This is a genomic window from Pseudomonas sp. PvP028 (genome assembly GCF_017832255.1).
GTDB classification, from domain to species: domain Bacteria; phylum Pseudomonadota; class Gammaproteobacteria; order Pseudomonadales; family Pseudomonadaceae; genus Aquipseudomonas; species Aquipseudomonas syringae.
The window spans coordinates 5,912,852-5,934,944 of the sequence record NZ_JAFIBL010000001.1 but is presented as its reverse complement, the minus strand read 5'-3'; the positions used below and the strand labels follow the sequence as shown (position 1 = coordinate 5,934,944).

Sequence of the window (22,093 nt, the reverse complement as noted above, 5' to 3'; positions counted from 1 at the left end):
CGCAAAGCGCACCGGGCGCCATATCTCGACAGTGAAGCTTGCGTCTGATAGGCGAGTGGCTTTTACAGGCATTTCCGGAGTTTTTTTGCCTGGGGCGACATTCGGGCGCAGCGGATGCCGCCGTTTTGGGTGATCAAATGCCCGGTTTAGGCTAGAATATGCGGCCTCAAAGCACACCCCCTTCTCGAGGCTGTCCCGAAGATGTTGATCCTGCGCGGTGCTCCTGCCCTTTCTGCTTTCCGCCACAGCAAATTACTAGAACAACTGAAACAAAAAGTTTCAGCTGTCAGTGGCTTGTACGCCGAATTCGCTCACTTCGCTGACGTCAACGACGTTCTGACCAGCGAAGAACAGCAGGTTCTCGACCGTCTCCTGAAATACGGCCCCAGCGTGCCGGTTCAAGAGCCGAGCGGCCGTCTGTTTCTGGTGTTGCCGCGTTTTGGCACCATTTCACCCTGGTCGAGCAAGGCCAGCGACATCGCTCGCAATTGCGGCCTTAGCAAAATCCAGCGCCTCGAGCGCGGGATTGCCTTCTATGTAGAAGGCCAGTTCAGCGAGACCGAGGCCCAGGCAATCGCCGACAGCCTGCACGACCGCATGACGCAACTGGTATTGGGCGACCTCGAGCAGGCTGCCAACCTGTTCAGCCACGCCCAGCCCAAGCCGCTGACCGCGGTGGACATTCTGGGTGGCGGCCGCGCGGCGCTGGAAAAAGCCAACGTCGAGCTGGGCCTGGCTCTCGCCGAAGATGAAATCGATTACCTGATCACCAGCTTCAATGGTCTGGGGCGCAACCCGCACGACATCGAGCTGATGATGTTTGCCCAGGCGAACTCCGAGCACTGCCGCCACAAGATTTTCAACGCCAGTTGGGACATCGACGGCCAGAGCCAGGAAAAAAGCCTGTTCGGCATGATCAAGAACACCTACCAGATGCACAGCGAAGGCGTGCTGTCCGCTTACAAGGACAACGCTTCGGTGATCGTCGGCAACGTCGCCGGTCGCTTCTTCCCGGACCCTGAAACCCGTCAGTACGGCGCGGTTCAGGAGCCGGTGCACATTCTGATGAAGGTCGAGACCCACAACCACCCGACCGCCATTGCGCCGTTTCCTGGCGCGGCGACTGGCTCCGGCGGCGAGATTCGCGACGAAGGTGCAACCGGTCGCGGTGCCAAGCCCAAGGCGGGGCTGACCGGTTTCACCGTCTCCAACCTGCAGATCCCCGGTTTCGTACAGCCTTGGGAAGTGCCGTACGGCAAGCCCGAGCGCATCGTGACTGCGCTGGACATCATGATTGAAGGCCCGCTGGGTGGCGCGGCGTTCAACAACGAATTCGGTCGCCCGGCGCTGACCGGCTATTTCCGTACCTTCGAGCAGTCCATCACTACGCCGCACGGTGACGAGGTTCGTGGTTACCACAAGCCGATCATGCTGGCGGGCGGTATGGGCAATATCCGCGAAGATCACGTCCAGAAGGGCGAGATCACTGTAGGTTCCAAGCTGATCGTACTGGGTGGCCCGGCGATGCTGATCGGCCTGGGTGGCGGCGCGGCTTCCTCGATGGCGACCGGCACCAGTTCTGCAGACCTGGATTTCGCTTCGGTTCAGCGTGAAAACCCCGAGATGGAGCGTCGTTGCCAGGAAGTCATCGACCGCTGCTGGCAGTTGGGCGACCGTAACCCGATCAGCTTCATCCACGACGTGGGTGCCGGTGGTCTGTCCAACGCCTTCCCCGAACTGGTCAACGATGGCGACCGCGGCGGACGTTTCGAACTGCGTAACGTACCGAATGACGAGCCGGGCATGGCCCCGCTGGAAATCTGGAGCAACGAATCCCAGGAACGTTACGTGCTGGCCGTGGGCGTCGAAGACTTCGAGCGCTTCAAGGCTATCTGCGAGCGCGAGCGCTGCCCGTTTGCGGTTGTCGGCGAAGCCACTGCAGAGCCGCAACTGACCGTCACCGACAGTCATTTCGGTAACAGTCCGGTAGACATGCCGCTGGAAGTCCTGCTGGGCAAGGCGCCGCGCATGCACCGCTCGGTCGCACGCGAAGAGGAGATCGGCGATGATTTCGACCCGAGCACGCTGGACATCGAAGAAAGTGTGCAGCGCGTATTGCGCCACCCGGCCGTCGCCAGCAAAAGCTTCCTGATCACCATCGGTGACCGCAGCATTACCGGCCTGGTTGCTCGCGATCAGATGGTCGGTCCATGGCAGGTGCCTGTGGCTGACTGCGCCGTCACCGCCACCAGCTTCGACGTCAACACCGGCGAAGCCATGGCGATGGGCGAGCGGACTCCGCTGGCGTTGCTGGATGCTCCGGCTTCGGGCCGTATGGCGATCGGCGAAACGCTGACCAACATCGCGGCCTCGCGTATTGAAAAGCTTTCTGACATCAAACTGTCGGCCAACTGGATGTCGGCGGCTGGTCACCCTGGAGAAGATGCGCGTCTTTATGACACCGTGAAAGCGGTCGGCATGGAGCTGTGTCCGGAACTGGGGATCACCATTCCAGTGGGCAAGGACTCGATGTCCATGAAGACCCGCTGGAGCGACGAGGGTACCGAAAAGAGCGTGACCTCGCCGCTGTCATTGATCGTGACGGGCTTTGCGCCCGTAGTCGACATCCGTCAGACCCTGACGCCCGAGCTGCGCATGGACAAGGGCATCACCGACCTGATCCTGATCGATCTGGGGCGCGGCCAGAACCGCATGGGCGCCTCGATTCTTGCGCAGACTCACGGCAAGCTCGGCCGCGTCGCTCCGGACGTCGACGATGCTGAAGACCTCAAGGCCTTCTTCGCTGTGATTCAGGGCCTCAATTCCGACGGTCATATCCTGTCCTATCACGACCGTTCCGACGGTGGTCTGCTGGTCAGCACGCTGGAAATGGCTTTCGCCGGTCACTGCGGTCTGAACCTGCACCTCGACGGTGTGGCCGACAACGTCTCCGAACTGAGCGCGATCCTCTTCAACGAAGAGCTGGGCGCGGTCATTCAGGTGCGTCAGGACGCTACTCCACTGGTGCTGGCGCAATTCAGCGCGGCTGGTCTGGAAGACTGCGTGGCAGTGATCGGTCAGCCGATCAACAACGATGAAGTGTCGATCAGCTTCAATGGCGAGCCGGTATTCAGTGGCCAGCGCCGTCTGTTGCAACGTCAGTGGGCCGAGACCAGCTATCAGATCCAGCGCCTGCGTGACAACGCCGAATGCGCGGATCAGGAATTCGATGCGCTGCTGGAAGAAGACAACCCGGGCCTGACCGTCAAGCTGGGCTTCGACGTCAACGAAGATATCGCCGCGCCGTACATCAAGACGGGTGTTCGTCCTCAAGTTGCCGTTCTGCGCGAGCAGGGTGTCAACGGTCAGGTCGAGATGGCGGCAGCCTTTGATCGTGCCGGCTTCAACGCAATCGACGTGCACATGAGCGATATCCTGGCCGGTCGTGTCGACCTGAACGACTTCAAGGGTATGGTCGCCTGCGGTGGCTTCTCCTACGGTGACGTATTGGGTGCAGGCGAAGGCTGGGCCAAGTCGGCATTGTTCAACAGCCGCGCGCGTGATGCATTCCAGGGCTTCTTCGAGCGCTCCGACAGCTTCACGCTTGGCGTGTGCAACGGTTGCCAGATGCTGTCCAACCTGCACGAGCTGATTCCGGGTAGCGAGTTCTGGCCGCATTTCGTGCGTAACCGCTCCGAGCAGTTCGAAGCGCGCGTGGCCATGGTTCAGGTTCAGGAGTCGGCGTCGATCTTCCTGCAGGGCATGGCCGGTTCGCGCATGCCAATCGCCATCGCGCATGGCGAAGGGCACGCGGAGTTCCGCAATGACGACGCACTGCTCGAGGCGGATGTGTCCGGCACCGTGGCACTGCGCTTTGTCGATAACCACGGCAAGGTCACTGAAACCTACCCGGCCAACCCGAATGGCTCGCCACGCGGTATCGGCGGCATGACCACCCTCGACGGTCGTGTGACCATCATGATGCCGCACCCGGAGCGTGTATTCCGTGCCGTGCAGAACTCGTGGCGTCCCGAGGACTGGAACGAGGACGGTGCCTGGATGCGCATGTTCCGCAACGCGCGGGCCTGGGTTAACTAAGGCGCGTGTACAAGCTCGCCTTCTTCGTTCCGCCGAGCCATGTGGACGAGGTCAAGAACGCCGTATTCGCTGCTGGTGCAGGGCGAATCGACGCTTACGATCACTGCTCGTGGCAAGTGCTCGGCTAGGGCCAGTTCCGCCCGCTGGATGGCAGTCAGCCATTTATCGGGCAGAGCGGTGTGGTCGAGTCGGTGGAAGAGTGGAAGGTCGAGCTTGTCGTCGCTGACGAGCTGATTCAGCACGTGGTGGTGGCGCTCAAGCAGAGCCATCCTTACGAAACGCCTGCTTACGAAGTATGGCGGCTGGCAGAGTTCTGAAGCTGGACGCAGAGCGTCCGGAAATGCGTCACCACGCTGGAGCGTGGGGACGATAATCATCCTGTAACTATCGTGCCAATGCTACGCACTCAGACTTGTACATAAATCTTGTGGGAGCGAGCTTGCTCGCGAATGCGCAACGCCGCACATTCAAGGTCGAATTTCGATCATCGTCCCGTCTTTCACCAGATCCCATATTTCCCGCATGTCGTTGTTCTTCAGCGCAATGCAGCCGTTGGTCCAGTCCAGTGTGTGGAAATACCATTCCGGATACTCTTCATCCACCGGTGTGCCATGAAGCATGATCATGCTGCCCGGTTTCACGCCCTCGGAGCGTGCGCGTGCCGAGTCCGAGACATTCGGGTAGGAAATGTGCATCGACAGGTTGTAGTTATTGCTGGGTTTACGCCAGTCGATCCAGTAGAAACCTTCCGGCGTGCGCTGGTCGCCTTCCTGCAGCTTGGTGCCCTTGGGGTTCTTGCCCAGCGAAATTCGGTAGGTCTTCAAGGCCTCACCACCGCTGATCAACTGCAATTGGCGCGCTGACTTGAGCACCAGCACCTTATCGATCGGCTTGCTGGCGATACTCTCGGTATTGATGACCTTGTTATTGATGATTTTCTGTTCGCTGCCCTTGGGCACGATGGTTTGAGTAAACGCGGCCTGCGAAAGCGGCATGAACGACATGCAAAAGAGGGCGAGCAACCAGCGCATTACAATTTCCCTGAAGATACTTCTTTGACAAAAAGCGCCGATGTTGTGTGCGACCCTGGCGTTCAGGTGTCCAGCAACGGACGTGACGGGGGAAGGGCGCTGGTATGAACCGGGTAGGCCTGGCGACGCCGATCCGCGAAGAAGTATTCTAGGGTACGCCCGACTGTCATGAAAGCCAGGTCCGACCACGGAATGTCTGCTTCGTCGAATAACTGCACTTCCAGGCTCTCGATGCCTGCGGCGAATGCCTCATTCGCCATCTCTCCACGATAGAACACATGCACCTGATTGATATGCGGCACGTCGATCAAGGTGTACAGATGCAGTTCGCTCAGGGTGGCGCAGGCTTCCTCCATGGTTTCGCGCCGTGCAGCCTGTTCGATGGTTTCGCCGTTTTCCATGAAACCGGCCGGCAGCGTCCAGAAACCCAGGCGCGGCTCTATGGCCCTGCGACACAGCAGCACTTTGCCGCCCAGCGTCACCAGACAGCCCGCAACGATGTTCGGGTTCTGGTAATGAACGGTTTGGCAATGCTCGCAGACATAGCGCAAACGGCTGTCGCCTTCGGGAATGCGCTGGATAACAGGGTTGCCGCACTGGCTGCAAAATTTCATGGGATCAGTCGATAGTGAACGCAGTCGCTATCTTGGCCTGTCGTGCAGCGGCTCGGCAACCCTCTGTGTGGCAGGAGTTGTCCTACAAGGGCTTGGGCGCAGCGTTGCTTTGGTGCATGATGCCAGACAGGCAACAGATCGAGATTTCCCATGCTGGATGAGCTACTTGGCCGTGTAGTCAGGCACACGCCAGAAACCCTTGACTCGGATCGACAATTCCCCGAGGCGGCTGTTCTGGTGCCGATTACCCGCAGCGAGCAACCCGAGCTGATTCTGACCCTGCGCGCCAGTGGCCTGTCGACGCATGGCGGTGAAGTGGCGTTTCCGGGTGGCCGGCGCGACCCCGGCGACCCCGATCTGATTTTTACTGCGTTGCGCGAAGCCGAGGAGGAAATCGGCCTGCCTCCCGGGCTGGTCGAGGTGATCGGGCCATTGAGTCCGCTGATCTCCAAGCACGGTATCAAGGTCACGCCTTACGTGGGGGTGATACCTGACTTCGTCGAATACCAGCCCAATGACGGCGAGATCGCTGCAGTATTCAGCGTGCCGCTGGAATTCTTTCGTCAGGACACGCGCGAGCATACTCACCGCATCGATTACGAGGGTCGCAGCTGGTACGTGCCCAGTTATCGTTATGGCGAGTACAAGATCTGGGGGCTTACCGCGATCATGATCGTCGAGCTGGTCAACGTGCTGTACGACACCAGAATCAGCCTTCATCATCCGCCTGAACGGTCGACGATCTGAGCCGCTGGCACCTTAACCGTCACTGTTTATAGTTCGTCCCCATGAGTACGACCCGCCCGAGGAGGCTGCATGAAATTTCGCCTGGGAGAATCCCGTGTCCAGACCGATCCGCAGAGCTGGGTGGCTCCCAATGCAACGCTGATCGGCAATGTCAGGCTCGAGGCCGGCGCGAGTGTGTGGTTCAACGCGGTATTGCGGGGCGACAACGAGCTGATTCACATTGGTGAAAACAGTAATGTGCAGGACGGTACAGTCATGCACACCGACATGGGGTCGCCGCTGAGTATCGGCAAAGGCGTGACCATCGGCCACAACGCCATGCTGCATGGCTGCAGCGTTGATGATTACAGCCTGATCGGTATCAATGCGGTCATCCTCAACGGGGCGAAGATCGGCAAATACTGCATCATCGGCGCCAATTCGCTGATCGGGGAAAACAAGGTCATTCCTGATGGCTCGCTGGTCATGGGCACACCGGGTAAAGTGGTGCGCGAACTCACCGACGTGCAGAAGAAGATGCTGGAAGCCAGCGCAGCCCATTACGTACACAATGCCCAGCGTTACGCCCGTGACCTGGCGGTGCAGGAAGAGTGATGAGCACTGATACCCCGATCGAAAAACCGGTCCGTTCCCCATGTGTAAGTATTTGTGCACTGGATGAGCAGGATATATGCACCGGTTGCCAGCGAACCGTCACCGAAATCACCCGCTGGAGCCGCATGAGCAACGACGAGCGCCGTGTGGTGCTTGGCCTCTGTGACGAGCGCGCCAGAGCCAGCGGCCTGATGTGGACAGTGGGCGAAGCACGCTGATGTTCCGATGGCCTTGTAGCCGCGAACTTGTTCGCGAAGAGAGTGGTGCAGTCGATGCATTTCCTGCGTCAGGAATAGCGCTTTCGCGAACAAGTTCGCTCCTGCAGGTTATCCGTGAGCTTTTGTAGGAGCGAACTTGTTCGCGAAGAGGGCGGTGCAGTCGATGCATTTCCTGCGTCAGGAATGGCGCTTTCGCGAACAAGTTCGCTCCTGCAGGTTATCCGTGAGCTTTTGTAGAGGCGAACTTGTTCGCGAAGAGGGCGGTGCAGTCGATGCATTTCCTGCGTCAGGAATAGCGCTTTCGCGAACAAGTTCTCCTGCAGGTTATCCGCGAGCTTTTGTAGGAGCGAACTTGTTCGCGAAAAGGGCGGTGCAGTCGATGCATTTCCTGCGTCAGGAATAGCGCTTTCGCGAACAAGTTCGCTCCTACAGGTTATCCGCGAGCTTTTGTAGGAGCGAACTTGTTCGCGAAGAGGGCGGTGCAGTCGATGCATTTCCTGCGTCAGGAATAGCGCTTTCGCGAACAAGTTCGCTCCTACAGGTTATCCGCGAGCTTTTGTAGAGGCGAACTTGTTCGCGAAGAGGGCGGTGCAGTCGATGCATTTCCTGCGTCAGAAATAATGCTTTCGTTTTCGCTTGGGCGCGGCTCTTGTCCGCGTTTGCTATCATTGCCGCTCGCTTGCACAGGCCCAAACCCTCCATGCTTTTCCTGATCGCCTACATCAGCAGTGTCGTGCTGATCAACTTCGCCTTTTCCAGTGCGCCGCATCTGGACATGATCTGGTCTGCCTGGGGCGGGTTGGTGTTCGTGTTGCGGGACATGGTGCAGATTCGCTTTGGCCACGGCGCGATCATTGCCATGCTGGTGGCGCTGGTTCTGTCATATGTCACCAGCGACCCCACCATCGCCCTGGCCAGCGCCACGGCGTTTGCGGTTTCCGAATGCATTGACTGGCTGGTGTTCAGCATTACCAGACGCCCGTTACGTGATCGGTTGTGGATCAGCTCGGCACTCAGCATTCCGCTGGATACCTTTATCTTCTTCGGCATGATCGACGCCCTGACGGCGCCGGTCGTGCTCACCGCGCTGGCATCGAAGTTCGCCGGCGTTACCATTGTCTGGATGATCATGGCCTGGCGGGCGCGCAACAGTGCCTGTCCAGGCTGAGCGCCCATTTGCCGGGGCTTCGTGGTAAATTGCGCGCCTTTCTTCACAGCGGTTGCTTGCATACGGCGGGCAGCCCTCGACATCTGCTTCACGAGGACCTGAGATGACTCAAATCGGAACTCCACTGTCGCCCACCGCGACGCGCGTACTGTTCTGCGGCAGCGGCGAACTGGGCAAGGAAGTCGTGATCGAGCTGCAGCGCCTCGGCGTTGAAGTGATCGCTGTTGACCGTTACGAGAACGCGCCGGCCATGCAGGTCGCTCATCGCAGCCATGTGATCAACATGCTCGACGGTGCGGCACTGCGCGCAGTCATCGAGGCCGAGAAGCCGCATTTCATCGTTCCGGAAATCGAAGCCATCGCCACCTCGACGCTGGTCGAGCTTGAGGCTGAAGGTTTCACCGTGATCCCGACCGCACGTGCCGCGCAGCTGACCATGAACCGCGAAGGCATTCGTCGTCTGGCAGCCGAAGAGCTGAAGCTGCCGACCTCGCCTTACCACTTTGCCGACACTTTCGAGGCGTACAGCAAAACGGTCGAAGACCTCGGTTTCCCGTGTGTGGTCAAGCCGGTCATGAGTTCTTCGGGCAAAGGGCAGAGCCTGCTCAAGAGCACCGATGACGTACAGAAAGCCTGGGATTACGCGCAAGAGGGTGGTCGCGCTGGCAAGGGTCGCGTCATCGTCGAAGGGTTCATCGACTTCGATTACGAAATCACCCTGCTGACCGTGCGTCACATCGGTGGCACCACGTTCTGCGCGCCGGTTGGGCATCGTCAGGAAAAGGGCGACTATCAGGAATCCTGGCAGCCGCAAGCCATGAGCCCGGTTGCGCTGGCAGAGTCCGAGCGTGTTGCCAAGGCGGTGACCGAGGCATTGGGTGGGCGCGGGATGTTTGGCGTCGAACTGTTTATCAAGGGCGATCAGGTGTGGTTCAGCGAAGTCTCGCCGCGCCCGCACGACACCGGTCTGGTGACACTGATTTCTCAGGACCTGTCGCAGTTTGCTCTGCACGCGCGCGCAATTCTTGGCCTGCCGATTCCGTTGATCCGACAGTTCGGCCCGTCGGCTTCGGCAGTCATTCTGGTCGAAGGCCAGTCCACGCAAACCGCTTTCGCCAACCTCGGCGCTGCATTGGCCGAGCCTGATACTGCATTGCGTTTGTTTGGCAAGCCGGAAGTCAACGGTCAACGGCGCATGGGCGTTGCCCTGGCGCGTGACGAGTCCATCGAAGAGGCCCGGGCCAAAGCGACCAGGGCATCGCAGGCGGTAAACGTAGAACTGTAGGGGCGCAGCGGTAAGCCTCAAGGCTCAAGCTGCAAGAAAGAGCACCACGCTTCTTCTTGCAGCTTGCAGCTTGCAGCTCAAAGCTCTCTATCTCTCGTCTCCTTCAGGCTCAACACCGCCAGCACGCTTATCAGCGCTGCTGCAGACACATACCCGCCAACCCAGCTCAGGCCACCCATCGCCACCAGTTTCTGGGCGAAGAAGGGGGCGACCGACGCTCCGACGATTCCACCCAGGTTGTAGGCCGCCGATGCCCCGGTGTAGCGGACCTGCGTTGGGAACAGCTCCGGTAGCAGCGCGCCCATCGGCGCGAACGTGATGCCCATCAGAAACAATTCAATGCACAGAAACAGCGCCACAGCCCAGGTGCTGCCGTGGGTCAACAGCGGCTCCATGGTGAAACCTGACAGGATCGCCAGCACACCACCCGCAATCAACACTGGCTTGCGCCCGAAGCGATCACTCGCCAGTGCGGCCAGTGGTGTTGCCGCCGCCATGAAAAGCACCGCAAAGCACAGCAGCCCCAGGAATGTCTCACGGGTATAGCCCAGCGTGGCCACGCCGTAGCTCAACGAAAACACCGTTGAGATATAAAACAGCGCGTAGCAGACCACCATCGACGCTGCACCGAGCAGCATGGGTTTCCAGTGCTGGCTGAAGGTCTCCACGATTGGCAGGCTGACCCGTTGGTGACGAGCCATGGCCTTGGCGAACACGGGTGTTTCTTCCAGCTTCAGGCGCACGTAAAGCCCGACCATGACCAGTACGGCACTGAGCAGAAATGGAATCCGCCAGCCCCACGAACGGAACTGCTCGTCATCCAGGGTCATGGCCAGCGCCAGAAACAGGCCGTTGGCGGCGAGGAAGCCGATCGAAGGGCCCAGTTGCGGAAACATGCCGAACCAGGCGCGCTTGCCTTTCGGGGCATTCTCGGTCGCCAGCAGCGCCGCGCCACCCCATTCGCCGCCCAGGCCAAGTCCCTGACCGAAACGCAGCACACATAGCAGAATCGGCGCCAATGCCCCGATCGTCGCGTAACCAGGCAATACGCCGATCAGTGTGGTGCAGATCCCCATCAACAGCAGCGAGGCCACCAGCGTCGACTTGCGCCCGATCCGGTCGCCGAAGTGACCGAACAGCGCCGACCCCAGGGGGCGAGCGAGAAAGGCGATGCCGAAGGTCAGAAATGACGACAGCATCTGGGCGGTGCCCGAGGTCTGCGGGAAAAATACCGGACCGATCACCAGAGCGGCGGCTGTGGCATAAACGTAAAAGTCGTAGAACTCGATGGCTGTGCCGATGAAGCTGGCCGTAGCGACGCGGGTCGTCGAATTCACCGGTTTTGCGTGCGCGTCTTGGTCTTCGCGAGAGAGCAGGGTGCTGGTCATGCGGATTTCCTGACAGTCGACTCGCCGGTCGGCAACGACCGTACTCCGGCAAGCGTGCATTTATTGTGATTGTGGTTACAGCGTCGAGCAGATTAACCCGAATGGGTCGAGAGGCAAGGGCGGTGCAGGAATCTATTTGAAGGCAGACAGCTATTTAGCTATTTGAAGGTGCGGACCAGCGTGTTCTGCCACATGGCGACACGCTTGACGCGGTTGTCCTCGGTCTCGAGGATTTCCAGTCGGTAAGGCCCTATCTTCAAGCACACCGGAGCGTCCGGGATGGTCTCGAGTGCTTCGGTAACCAGCCCGTTGACAGTTTTCGGACCGTCTGAGGGCAGGTGCCAGCCAAGGCTCTTGTTCAAATCGCGGATGGACGCTGCGCCTTCGACTTCCAGACGCCCGTCGTCCTGTTGTTTGACATGCGGGTTATCCAGTCGCTGCTCGCTTTCGAACTCGCCGACAATCTCTTCGAGAATATCCTCGAGGGTGACGATGCCCAGCACTTCGCCGTATTCATCGACCACCACGCCGAGACGCCGTTGCTGTTTGTGGAAATTCAGCAACTGCAACTGCAACGGGGTGCTTTCCGGCACGAAATAAGGCTCGTAGCAGACCGCCAGCAACTGCTCCTTGGTCAAGGTGCCCTTGGGCAGCAGGTGGCTGATGTCACGGGTATTGATGACGCCTTGCACCTGATTGATGTCGTTGTGATAAACCGGCAGGCGCGTGTGCCGTGAAATGATCAGGCGTTCGATGATCATTTCCATGGGGTCATCAAGGTTGACGCCGTCCACTTCGTTGCGCGGGATCAGGATGTCATTGACCGTAATGCTGTCCAGCGCACGAATCCCTGAGAGCACGCTGGCGCGTGGCGAATATTCCTGGGCAGCATCGTTGCGTGGAGTGTTTTGCGTATCGTCTTCGAAGGCCTGATCCTGCTGCTGTACAGCACGTGACAGGAAGGGGCGCAGCAGCGTCTTGGCCAGAACATTGAACACGTAGGCCAGCGGCCAGACGATCTTCATCGGAATGCGCAGCACACTGTTGCCCAGCAGCAGTGTCGAGACGGGGTGGCGGTTCGCCAAGCGACGCGGCATGTATTCAGCGAAGACCAGCATGACGCTCATGGTAGCGAGCCAGGCCACGGTCGGACCGTTGTAGAACCAGTAATTGGCGGCGATAAGCGTCGCAATGACGGTGATCAGTACCCTGATCAGGGTATTGCCCAGAATCAGACTGTTCAGGTTGAACGCCAGCTCGGGGAGCGGCGCCGACTTTTCCGGGCGGCTGGCGGCGCGCATCGCCTTGACCTGATGATGAGCGGCCTCGACCGCGGTCAGCAGGCCGGCCCACAGCAGCAGTAGGGCGAGGACACCGAGCAACGGGCCCAGGGGCAGATTATCCATGATCAGGGCCCGTCAGATGTGCAGGATGAATTCGCGTACCAGCTTGCTGCCGAAATAGGCGAGCATCAGCAGGCAGAAACCGCCCAGGGTCCAGCGAATAGCCTTGTGCCCACGCCATCCAAGGCGGTTACGGCCCCATAGCAGCACACTGAACACGATCCAGGCCAGGCAGGCCAGCAGGGTCTTGTGCACCAGATGCTGGGCAAACAGGTTTTCGACGAACAGCCAGCCGGAAATCAGCGACAGCGAGAGCAACGACCAGCCAGCCCACAGGAAGCCGAACAGCAGGCTTTCCATGGTTTGCAACGGCGGGAAGTTCTTGATCAGCCCGGAAGGGTGCTTGTGCTTGAGGCGATAGTCCTGCAACAGCAGCAGCAATGCCTGGAATGCAGCAATGGTAAACATCCCGTAAGCCAGCAGCGACAGCAGGATGTGGCTGAGTATGCCGGGCTCTTCCATAATCGGCTGCACGGTGCCGCTAGGGGCGAACTGGGCGAGCAGTACAGTAACCATGCCCAGCGGGAACAACAGCACCAGCAGGTTTTCCACCGGGATGCGCGACGTGGCGATCAGGGTGACGACGATCACCGAAGCCGCGATAAGGCTGGCGGAGTTGAAAAAGTCCAGGCCAAGGCCGACCGAGTGCGTCAGTTGGGAAAACAGACCAATGGCATGTGCGATGACCGCCAGCGTACCGAGCAGGCAAAGCAGCCGCTTGTCGGGCTTGACGGCCTGGCTCAGGCGCAGGCTCTGATAGACGGTCGCAGCGGCATAAATGATGGCGGCGGCGAGGCTGGGAAGCAGGCTGGGTGGCAAAGGGGACATAGATCCTGATGGACGGGCCTGAAAAGACGCTGAGTTTGGCATAGAACCGGTAAATCACGAAAGACCACAGAAGCAGTCTGCGTGGTGTCCGTGCGACGGAGTCTTCGCTATAATCTGCGACCTGCTCAAGCCGCAGGCTCGCCGAGCGCCATTTCTGCATTACGGGCCGGGCCGCATCAACCGGGGTTCGACGAGAGCCTGAAAGGATCGCGCATGTTTGAAAATCTGACTGACCGCCTCTCGCAGACGCTGCGCCATGTTACTGGCAAGGCCAAGCTGAACGAGGACAATATCAAAGATACCTTGCGCGAAGTGCGTATGGCGTTGCTCGAAGCCGACGTCGCCTTGCCGGTGGTCAAAGACTTCGTCAACAACGTCAAGGAACGCGCCGTCGGCACTGAGGTGTCGCGCAGCCTGACCCCGGGTCAGGCGTTCGTGAAGATCGTCCAGGCCGAACTCGAAAGCCTGATGGGCGCGGCCAACGAAGACCTGGTGCTCAATGTCACGCCGCCTGCCGTCATCCTGATGGCGGGTTTGCAGGGGGCGGGCAAGACCACCACTGCCGGCAAGCTGGCGCGCTTCCTTAAAGAGCGCAAGAAGAAAACCGTGATGGTGGTGTCGGTCGACGTTTATCGTCCCGCGGCCATCAAGCAGCTCGAAACCCTGGCCAACGACATCGGCGTGACGTTCTTCGCCTCCGACATCAGCCAGAAGCCGGTGGACATCGCCCAGGCGGCCATTAAAGAAGCCAGGCTCAAGTTCATTGACGTGGTCATCGTCGACACTGCCGGTCGTTTGCACGTCGATGTCGAGATGATGGGCGAGATCCAGGCGCTGCACGCGGCGGTCAAACCGGCCGAGACGCTGTTCGTGGTCGACGCCATGACCGGCCAGGATGCGGCCAATACCGCCAAGGCCTTCGGTGACGCACTGCCGCTGACCGGCGTGATCCTCACCAAGGTCGACGGTGATGCGCGCGGTGGTGCGGCGCTGTCGGTGCGTGCCATTACCGGCAAACCGATCAAGTTCATCGGTATGGGCGAGAAGAGCGAGGCGCTGGAGCCGTTTCACCCGGACCGCATCGCGTCGCGCATCCTCGGCATGGGCGATGTGCTCAGCCTTATCGAGCAGGCCGAACAGACCCTCGACAAGGACAAGGCCGACAAGCTGGCGAAAAAGCTCAAGAAGGGCAAGGGCTTCGACCTCGAAGACTTCCGCGACCAGCTGCAGCAGATGAAGAACATGGGTGGCCTTGGCGGCCTGATGGACAAACTGCCGAGCATCGGCGGCGTCAACCTGTCGCAGATGGGTAACGCCCAGGGCGCAGCGGAAAAACAGTTCAAGCAGATGGAAGCCATCATCAACTCGATGACCCCTGCCGAGCGCCGTGATCCGGATCTGGTCAGTGGTTCGCGCAAGCGCCGCATTGCGATGGGTTCGGGCACTCAGGTTCAGGACATCGGGCGTCTGATCAAGCAGCACAAGCAGATGCAGAAGATGATGAAGAAATTCTCCGCTAAGGGCGGAATGGCCAAAATGATGCGCGGCATGGGTGGAATGTTCCCCGGCGGCGGCATGCCAAAAATGTAATTGCGTCGCGTGCAAGAGGCTTTGCACGCGTCCCATCTGGGGGGTGACCCCCAGTCAGCCCGCACTATGCGGGCTTTTGCCGGCTGTCATACCGACAGCTCCCTCGCAAATCTGGAAGGCATGCCGATAGGCGCCGGAAAAAGACATTTGCAAAAGTCGGGATATTCCTTAGAATATGCGGCCTTTCGGGCACCTATGCCCGCTGTGCATCTTAGATTTGCAGCACCGACTACAGGAACGATGTTCAATGCTAACCATCCGTCTTGCCCTTGGCGGCTCCAAAAAGCGCCCGTTTTACCACCTGACCGTAACCGACAGCCGCAACGCTCGTGACGGTTCCCACAAGGAACAGGTTGGTTTCTTCAACCCGGTTGCCCGTGGTCAGGAAATCCGTTTGTCCGTTAACGAAGAACGCGTCAACTACTGGTTGAGCGTGGGTGCACAAACTTCCGAGCGCGTTGCCCAGTTGCTCAAAGAGCACAACAAGACCAAGGCCGCGGCCTGAGTCTTATGAGCGCGACGCCTGCATCTGCCGACGATCTGATCGTCATTGGCAAGATTTATTCGGTTCATGGCGTTCGCGGCGAAGTGAAGGTTTATTCCTTTACTGATCCGATTGGAAACCTGTTGGACTACAAAACCTGGACGCTTCGGCGCGAAGGCAGCGTTGATAAGCAGGTGGAGCTGGTCAGCGGACGCTTGCAAAGCAAGTTTCTGGTCACAAAGCTCAAGGGTCTCGATGATCGTGAAGAAGCCCGTCTTCTGTCCGGTTACGAAATCTGCGTGCCGCGTAACCTGTTCCCTGATCTGGACGATGGCGAGTACTACTGGTACCAGCTTGAAGGCCTCAAGGTCATCGACCAACTCGGGCAATTGCTCGGGAAAATCGATCACCTGCTCGAAACCGGTTCGAACGATGTAATGGTTGTAAAGCCCTGCGCGGGTAGCCTGGATGATCGTGAACGCCTGTTGCCCTATACAGAGCAATGCGTGTTGGCAATCGATATGGCTGCTGGCGAGATGAAGGTGGATTGGGACGCGGACTTCTGAATGCCATGGCCAGCCTGCGCATAGAAGTCATCAGTCTGTTTCCCGAGATGTTTTCCGCCATCAGCGAATACGGCATTACCAGCCGTGCGGTGAAACAAGGGCTGTTGCAGCTCACTTGTTGGAATCCGCGGGATTACACCACTGATCGCCATCACACTGTGGATGATCGCCCATTTGGCGGTGGTCCGGGCATGGTGATGAAGATCAAGCCCCTTGAAGATGCTCTGGTTCAGGCCAGGCAAGCGGCAGGGGATGCGGCGAAGGTGATTTACCTGTCGCCACAAGGCCGCCAGCTGAATCAGTCTGCGGTACGCGAACTGGCGCAGGAGGAAGCGATTATCCTCATCGCCGGTCGTTATGAAGGCATTGACGAGCGTTTTATTGATGCTCATGTCGATGAAGAGTGGTCGATTGGTGACTATGTTCTTTCCGGTGGCGAGCTGCCGGCTATGGTCCTGATTGACGCGGTTACGCGGCTGCTGCCTGGAGCTTTAGGGCATGTGGACTCCGCGGAGGAAGATTCCTTCACGGACGGTCTGCTGGATTGCCCGCATTACACCCGACCTGAGGTGTATGCGGATCAGCGTGTTCCCGACGTGTTGCTAAGTGGCAATCACGCGCACATCCGGCGTTGGCGTTTACAGCAGTCCCTTGGGCGGACCTATGAACGACGCGCTGATCTTCTGGAAAGCCGCTCGCTTTCTGGAGAAGAGAAGAAGCTGCTGGCGGAATACATCCGCGAGCGGGACGATAGTTAACGTATCGATGGTCGATCCAGACGGATTACCTTAGGAGCACCAGCATGACTAACAAAATCATTCTTGCCCTCGAAGCAGAGCAGATGACCAAAGAGATCCCTACCTTTGCACCAGGCGACACCATCGTCGTCCAGGTTAAAGTGAAGGAAGGCGACCGCGCTCGTCTGCAAGCATTCGAAGGCGTTGTAATTGCCAAGCGTAACCGTGGCGTGAACAGTGCTTTCACTGTTCGTAAAATCTCCAACGGTGTTGGCGTTGAGCGTACTTTCCAGACTTACAGCCCGCAAATCGACAGCATGGCTGTGAAACGTCGCGGTGACGTTCGCAAGGCCAAACTGTACTACCTGCGTGACCTGTCCGGTAAAGCAGCGCGCATCAAGGAAAAACTGTCCTGATACAGTTTTTCGATGCATAAAAAAGGCAGCCTCAGGGCTGCCTTTTTGCTGTCTGTTGTTTGATGATTCATCCCTTGTCTACCGACACATGCACTGAGTGAACATGGCTGCCATCGACCACCCGCTGATTGACCGGTTTCTGGACGCGCTCTGGCTTGAGAAGGGGCTGTCCGACAATACCCGGGATTCTTACCGCAGTGATCTGGCGCTGTTCAACGGCTGGCTGCAGGAGCGCAACGTTGACCTGATCAGTGCCGGGCGCGAAGTCATCCTCGATCATCTTGCCTGGCGCGTTGAGAATGCCTACAAGCCTCGCTCCACGGCGCGTTTCCTGTCCGGCGCACGTGGCTTCTACCGCTATCTGCTGCGCGAAAAGCTGATTTCCGTCGATCCTACCTTGCAGATCGACATGCCTCAGTTGGGCAAACCGTTGCCCAAATCGCTTTCCGAAGCCGATGTCGAAGCATTGCTTGCTGCTCCCGACCTGAGCGAACCCATCGGCGAACGTGACCGCGCCATGCTTGAGGTGCTGTATGCCTGCGGTCTGCGCGTGACCGAACTGATCAGCCTGACCCTGGAGCAGGTCAATCTGCGTCAGGGCGTGCTGCGCGTGATGGGCAAAGGCAGCAAGGAGCGACTGGTGCCCATGGGCGAAGAGTCCATCGTCTGGGTCGAGCGTTACCTGCGCGGTGCCCGCGACGAGTTGCTGGGCGGAAAGCCCAGCGACGTGCTGTTCCCGAGCACCCGCGGCGACCAGATGACCCGCCAGACCTTCTGGCACCGTATCAAGCATCAGGCGACTGTTGCGGGCATCGGCAAATCCCTGTCGCCGCACACCCTGCGCCATGCCTTCGCCACCCATCTGCTCAACCACGGCGCTGACTTGCGCGTGGTGCAGATGTTGCTCGGGCACAGTGATCTCTCGACGACGCAGATCTACACCCATGTGGCGCGTGCGCGGTTGCAGGAATTGCATGCTAGGCATCATCCGCGCGGTTGATTCACGACGTATTTTGCGAAGCTTCTTACGTCGCTCCGAGTCGGCCCCGCGAGCCTTATGTGGTAGGCTTTGCCGGTTTCGCCTATCAAGGCTGGCACGCCTTTTTTCGACAGTTGCCAGCCTGTCCGCCGTCATAGGAGTTTTCATGCGTTTGCCACAGATTTTCGCTGCCGCCGCTTTGATGCTGGCCGGCACCTTCAGTATCTCTGCCCTGGCGGATGCAGCCCCCGATCAGGCCATCCGCAAGACGCTCGACTCGCTGGAATTGCAGCTGCCGGTCGAGAGTATTTCGCCGAGCCCGCTCAATGGCCTCTATGAAGTGAAGCTCAAGGGCGGCCGCGTCCTGTACGCCAGCGCCGACGGTCAGTTCGTGGTGCAGGGTTACCTGTTTCAGGTGCAGAACGGCAAGCCGGTCAACCTGACCGAGAAGACCGAGCGTCTGGCCATTTCCAAGACCATCAATGCCATTCCTGCTTCCGAGATGGTGATCTATCCGGCGGTGGGCGAGACCAAGTCTCACATCACGGTATTCACCGACACCACCTGCCCGTATTGCCACAAGCTGCATCAGGAAGTCGCTCAGTTGAACAAGATGGGTGTCGAAGTCCGTTACCTGGCCTTCCCGCGTCAGGGGCTTGGCTCTCCGGGTGACGAGCAGTTGCAGGCCGTCTGGTGCTCCAAGGACCGCAAAGGCGCGATGGACCGCATGGTCGATGGCAAGGACATCAAGGCCGCCAAATGCGACAATCCGGTCAGCAAGCAATATGAGCTCGGCCAGTCGATCGGCGTCAACGGCACGCCTGCGATTGTCCTGGCCGACGGTCAGGTGATTCCGGGCTATCAGCCTGCGGCGCAGGTTGCCAAGCTGGCACTGGGCGCCAAATAAGCCGGTGTTTTCAGACGCGCCTTGTGCAGACAGGGCGCAAGCAGCCGGAGTGTCGTCAAAATTTCAGCCGCATGGCGCCATGCGGCCGTTTTTCCACAGCCGATTCAGGTTCGGCTGTTTTTCGGGGAGTTCATCAGTGAAACCGGTCAAAGTAGGCATATGTGGGCTGGGTACTGTCGGTGGCGGTACTTTCAACGTACTTCAGCGTAACGCCGAGGAGATTGCCCGCCGTGCCGGGCGTGGAATCGAAGTTGCGCAAATTGCGGTTCGTACACCAAACCCCAATTGCCAGATTACCGGTACGCCGACCACCAGCGATGTGTTTGCCATTGCGACCAACCCTGAAATCGACATCGTCGTGGAACTGATCGGCGGCTATACCGTTGCCCGCGACCTGGTGCTCAAGGCCATCGAAAACGGCAAGCACGTGGTGACCGCCAACAAGGCGCTGATCGCTGTGCATGGCAACGAAATCTTCGCCAAGGCGCGTGAGAAGGGCGTTATCGTCGCTTTTGAAGCAGCTGTTGCCGGTGGTATTCCGGTCATCAAGGCCATCCGCGAAGGCCTGTCGGCAAACCGCATCAACTGGGTTGCCGGCATCATCAACGGCACTGGCAACTTTATCCTCACCGAAATGCGCGAGAAGGGCCGTACGTTCCCGGATGTGCTGGCTGAAGCTCAGGCGCTGGGTTATGCCGAGGCCGACCCGACATTCGACGTCGAAGGTATCGACGCGGCGCACAAGCTGACCATCCTTGCCTCCATTGCCTTCGGCATTCCGCTGCAGTTCGACAAGGCCTACACCGAAGGCATCACCAAGCTGACGACTGCAGACGTCAACTATGCCGAAGCGCTGGGCTATCGCATCAAGCACCTGGGCGTTGCACGCAGCACGTCTCAAGGCATCGAACTGCGCGTACACCCGACGTTGATCCCGGCCGATCGCCTGATCGCCAACGTCAACGGCGTCATGAATGCTGTGATGGTCAATGGCGATGCGTCCGGCTCGACGCTGTTCTACGGCGCGGGTGCCGGCATGGAGCCCACTGCATCTTCGGTGGTGGCCGATCTGGTCGATGTGGTCCGTGCGATGACCTCCGACCCCGAAAATCGCGTGCCTCATCTGGCCTTCCAGCCAGATTCGTTGTCCGCCCACCCGATCCTGCCGATCGAAGCCTGCGAGAGCGCCTATTACCTGCGCATTCAGGCCAAGGATCACCCGGGCGTGCTGGCTCAGGTCGCGAGCATCCTGTCCGAGCGTGGTATCAACATCGAATCGATCATGCAAAAGGATGTCGAAGAGCACGATGGCCTGGTGCCGATGATCCTGTTGACTCACCGGGTAGTGGAGCAGCGTATCAATGACGCCATTCAAGCCCTGGAAGCCCTGCAGGACGTGGTTGGCCCGGTGGTTCGTATCCGCGTCGAGCACCTTAATTAACATCAACTGCAAGCTCTCAGCTCCAGGCTGCAAGCCGGTCGTTTCGACCTTGCAGCCTTGGAGCCCTGGCTTTCAGCACAGACCAAAGGTTTGATCCCATGCGCTATATCAGTACTCGCGGCCAGGCGCCGGCCCTGAATTTCGAAGACGTGCTGTTGACTGGTCTGGCCAGCGATGGCGGCCTCTACGTGCCGGAAAACCTGCCGCGCTTCACACAGGAAGAGATCGCTTCGTGGGCAGGTCTGCCTTATCACGAACTCGCCTTTCGGGTGATGCGCCCCTTCGTGGCTGGCAGCATCCCGGATGCCGACTTCAAAAAGATTCTCGAAGAGACCTATGGCGTGTTTGCCCACAGTGCTGTTGCGCCGCTGCGCCAGCTGCATGGCAACGAGTGGGTGCTCGAACTGTTCCATGGTCCGACACTGGCCTTCAAGGACTTCGCACTGCAACTGCTTGGCCGCCTGCTCGACTACATTCTGGCCAAGCGTGGCCAGCGTGTCGTGATCATCGGCGCGACCTCGGGCGACACCGGTTCTGCGGCAATCGAAGGCTGCCGTCGCTGCGATAACGTCGACATTTTCATCCTGCACCCGAACAACCGGGTATCGGATGTACAACGTCGGCAGATGACCACCATCTTCGGCGACAACATTCATAACATTGCAGTCGAAGGCAACTTCGACGACTGCCAGGAAATGGTCAAGGCCAGCTTCGCTGACCAGAGCTTCCTGAAGGGCACACCGCTGGTCGCGGTCAACTCGATCAACTGGGCGCGGATCATGGCCCAGATCGTTTACTACTTCCACGCGTCGCTGCAGCTGGGCGGACCTGCGCGTTCGGTATCGTTCTCGGTACCGACCGGTAACTTCGGCGATATCTTTGCCGGTTATCTGGCGCGCAACATGGGGCTGCCGATCAACCAGTTGATCGTCGCCACCAACCGCAACGACATCCTGCACCGCTTCATGAGCGGCAATCAGTACGTCAAGGAAACGCTGCACGCCACGCTGTCGCCTTCCATGGACATCATGGTGTCGTCCAACTTCGAGCGCCTGCTGTTCGACATGCACGGTCGTAACGGCGCTGCCATTGCCGAGTTGATGAGCACGTTCCGCCAGGGCGGCGGTTTCAGCGTCGAAGAAGAGCGCTGGACCGAGACCCGCAAACTGTTCGATTCGCTGGCGGTCAGTGATGAAGACACCTGCACGACCATCGCCGAAGTGTTCGCCAGCACCGGCGAGTTGCTCGACCCGCATACCGCTATCGGGGTGAAGGCTGCGCGCGAATGCCGCCGCAGTCTGGACACGCCGATGGTGATTCTGGGCACGGCGCATCCGGTCAAGTTTCCGGAGGCGGTGGAGAAAGCCGGTGTAGGAAAAGCGCTTGAACTGCCTGCACATTTGTCTGATTTGTTCGAGCGGGACGAGCGCTGTACGGTTCTGCCAAATGACCTGAAAGCCATACAGGCGTTTGTCAGCCAGCATGGTAATCGCGGTAAACCGCTCTGACAGAAGCGTCGTGTAACAACTTTAGGCCCGCCATCTGGCGGGCCTTTCTGTTTCTACGTGCCAAACTTCGCTGGTTTTTCGAACCATAGAG

The 22,093-nt window shown here is 59.2% G+C and carries 20 protein-coding genes and 1 pseudogene; 16 read left to right on the top strand and 5 right to left on the bottom strand.

The window, feature by feature from the left end; translation table 11 throughout:
* The first annotated feature begins 201 nt into the window (after positions 1 to 201).
* Positions 202 to 4,098 carry a phosphoribosylformylglycinamidine synthase gene (gene purL / locus JOE34_RS25390; RefSeq protein ID WP_024664406.1) on the top strand — a complete coding sequence of 1,299 codons (3,897 nt, stop codon included), beginning with the start codon at positions 202 to 204 and terminating at the stop codon, positions 4,096 to 4,098.
* Between the two features lie 5 nt (positions 4,099 to 4,103).
* A pseudogene (locus JOE34_RS25385) lies at positions 4,104 to 4,415 on the top strand (YqfO family protein).
* A 150-nt stretch (positions 4,416 to 4,565) separates the two neighbouring features.
* On the opposite strand, the gene JOE34_RS25380 reads toward JOE34_RS25385, so the two are convergent.
* Complete coding sequence (locus tag JOE34_RS25380) at positions 4,566 to 5,129, bottom strand: L,D-transpeptidase family protein (RefSeq protein WP_003409156.1); 564 nt, start codon at positions 5,127 to 5,129, stop codon at positions 4,566 to 4,568.
* A 62-nt stretch (positions 5,130 to 5,191) separates the two neighbouring features.
* On the bottom strand, positions 5,192 to 5,743 hold the full coding sequence (locus JOE34_RS25375) for an NUDIX hydrolase (RefSeq protein ID WP_010424175.1): 552 nt from the start codon (positions 5,741 to 5,743) through the stop codon (positions 5,192 to 5,194).
* Positions 5,744 to 5,893: 150 nt separating this feature from the next.
* Here JOE34_RS25375 and JOE34_RS25370 point away from each other — a divergent pair, with 150 nt between their 5' ends.
* From JOE34_RS25370 to purT, 5 genes are all read left to right on the top strand, one after another.
* Positions 5,894 to 6,490 (top strand): CoA pyrophosphatase, encoded by a 597-nt coding sequence (locus JOE34_RS25370; RefSeq protein WP_074907415.1) that lies wholly within the window; start codon positions 5,894 to 5,896, stop codon positions 6,488 to 6,490.
* 69 nt (positions 6,491 to 6,559) lie between these two features.
* Entirely contained in the window at positions 6,560 to 7,084 is a 525-nt protein-coding gene (locus tag JOE34_RS25365; RefSeq protein ID WP_003314213.1) for a gamma carbonic anhydrase family protein, read from the top strand.
* Positions 7,084 to 7,302, top strand: a complete 219-nt coding sequence (locus JOE34_RS25360; protein WP_003415455.1) for a DUF1289 domain-containing protein — start codon at positions 7,084 to 7,086, stop codon at positions 7,300 to 7,302. Before JOE34_RS25365 ends, JOE34_RS25360 begins: the two co-directional genes overlap by 1 nt.
* 700 nt (positions 7,303 to 8,002) lie before the next feature.
* Positions 8,003 to 8,470 carry a preQ0 transporter gene (locus JOE34_RS25355; protein WP_003391204.1) on the top strand — a complete coding sequence of 156 codons (468 nt, stop codon included), beginning with the start codon at positions 8,003 to 8,005 and terminating at the stop codon, positions 8,468 to 8,470.
* A 103-nt stretch (positions 8,471 to 8,573) separates the two neighbouring features.
* Entirely contained in the window at positions 8,574 to 9,755 is a 1,182-nt protein-coding gene (gene purT, locus JOE34_RS25350) for a formate-dependent phosphoribosylglycinamide formyltransferase (protein WP_010415982.1), read from the top strand.
* Positions 9,756 to 9,832: 77 nt separating this feature from the next.
* Here purT and JOE34_RS25345 read toward each other — a convergent pair whose 3' ends face one another.
* From JOE34_RS25345 to ccsA, 3 genes are all read right to left on the bottom strand, one after another.
* Positions 9,833 to 11,143: an MFS transporter gene (locus JOE34_RS25345; RefSeq protein WP_024683848.1), complete on the bottom strand. Its 1,311-nt coding sequence runs from the start codon at positions 11,141 to 11,143 to the stop codon at positions 9,833 to 9,835.
* A gap of 158 nt (positions 11,144 to 11,301) precedes the next feature.
* The gene (locus tag JOE34_RS25340) at positions 11,302 to 12,549 is read right to left on the bottom strand and encodes a transporter associated domain-containing protein (RefSeq protein WP_003314221.1); all 1,248 of its coding nucleotides are present in this window, start codon (positions 12,547 to 12,549) and stop codon (positions 11,302 to 11,304) included.
* Between the two features lie 12 nt (positions 12,550 to 12,561).
* Entirely contained in the window at positions 12,562 to 13,374 is an 813-nt protein-coding gene (gene ccsA, locus JOE34_RS25335; protein WP_003314223.1) for a cytochrome c biogenesis protein CcsA, read from the bottom strand.
* Positions 13,375 to 13,587: 213 nt separating this feature from the next.
* Here ccsA and ffh point away from each other — a divergent pair, with 213 nt between their 5' ends.
* From ffh to thrC, 9 genes are all read left to right on the top strand, one after another.
* On the top strand, positions 13,588 to 14,964 hold the full coding sequence (ffh, locus tag JOE34_RS25330) for a signal recognition particle protein (RefSeq protein ID WP_004406399.1): 1,377 nt from the start codon (positions 13,588 to 13,590) through the stop codon (positions 14,962 to 14,964).
* Positions 14,965 to 15,211: 247 nt separating this feature from the next.
* Complete coding sequence (gene rpsP, locus JOE34_RS25325; protein WP_002552521.1) at positions 15,212 to 15,469, top strand: 30S ribosomal protein S16; 258 nt, start codon at positions 15,212 to 15,214, stop codon at positions 15,467 to 15,469.
* Between the two features lie 5 nt (positions 15,470 to 15,474).
* Positions 15,475 to 16,014, top strand: coding sequence for a ribosome maturation factor RimM (gene rimM, locus JOE34_RS25320; RefSeq protein ID WP_003314225.1), 540 nt, complete (start codon positions 15,475 to 15,477; stop codon positions 16,012 to 16,014).
* A gap of 5 nt (positions 16,015 to 16,019) precedes the next feature.
* Entirely contained in the window at positions 16,020 to 16,772 is a 753-nt protein-coding gene (gene trmD / locus JOE34_RS25315; protein WP_002552523.1) for a tRNA (guanosine(37)-N1)-methyltransferase TrmD, read from the top strand.
* A 44-nt stretch (positions 16,773 to 16,816) separates the two neighbouring features.
* Positions 16,817 to 17,167 (top strand): 50S ribosomal protein L19, encoded by a 351-nt coding sequence (gene rplS, locus JOE34_RS25310; RefSeq protein ID WP_002552524.1) that lies wholly within the window; start codon positions 16,817 to 16,819, stop codon positions 17,165 to 17,167.
* 103 nt (positions 17,168 to 17,270) lie between these two features.
* Complete coding sequence (gene xerD / locus JOE34_RS25305) at positions 17,271 to 18,167, top strand: site-specific tyrosine recombinase XerD (protein WP_010416032.1); 897 nt, start codon at positions 17,271 to 17,273, stop codon at positions 18,165 to 18,167.
* Between the two features lie 145 nt (positions 18,168 to 18,312).
* Complete coding sequence (gene dsbC, locus JOE34_RS25300; RefSeq protein WP_010416035.1) at positions 18,313 to 19,053, top strand: bifunctional protein-disulfide isomerase/oxidoreductase DsbC; 741 nt, start codon at positions 18,313 to 18,315, stop codon at positions 19,051 to 19,053.
* 136 nt (positions 19,054 to 19,189) lie between these two features.
* Positions 19,190 to 20,494, top strand: coding sequence for a homoserine dehydrogenase (locus JOE34_RS25295; RefSeq protein ID WP_003314229.1), 1,305 nt, complete (start codon positions 19,190 to 19,192; stop codon positions 20,492 to 20,494).
* A 98-nt stretch (positions 20,495 to 20,592) separates the two neighbouring features.
* Positions 20,593 to 22,002: a threonine synthase gene (gene thrC / locus JOE34_RS25290; protein WP_003314231.1), complete on the top strand. Its 1,410-nt coding sequence runs from the start codon at positions 20,593 to 20,595 to the stop codon at positions 22,000 to 22,002.
* The last annotated feature ends 91 nt before the right edge of the window (positions 22,003 to 22,093 follow it).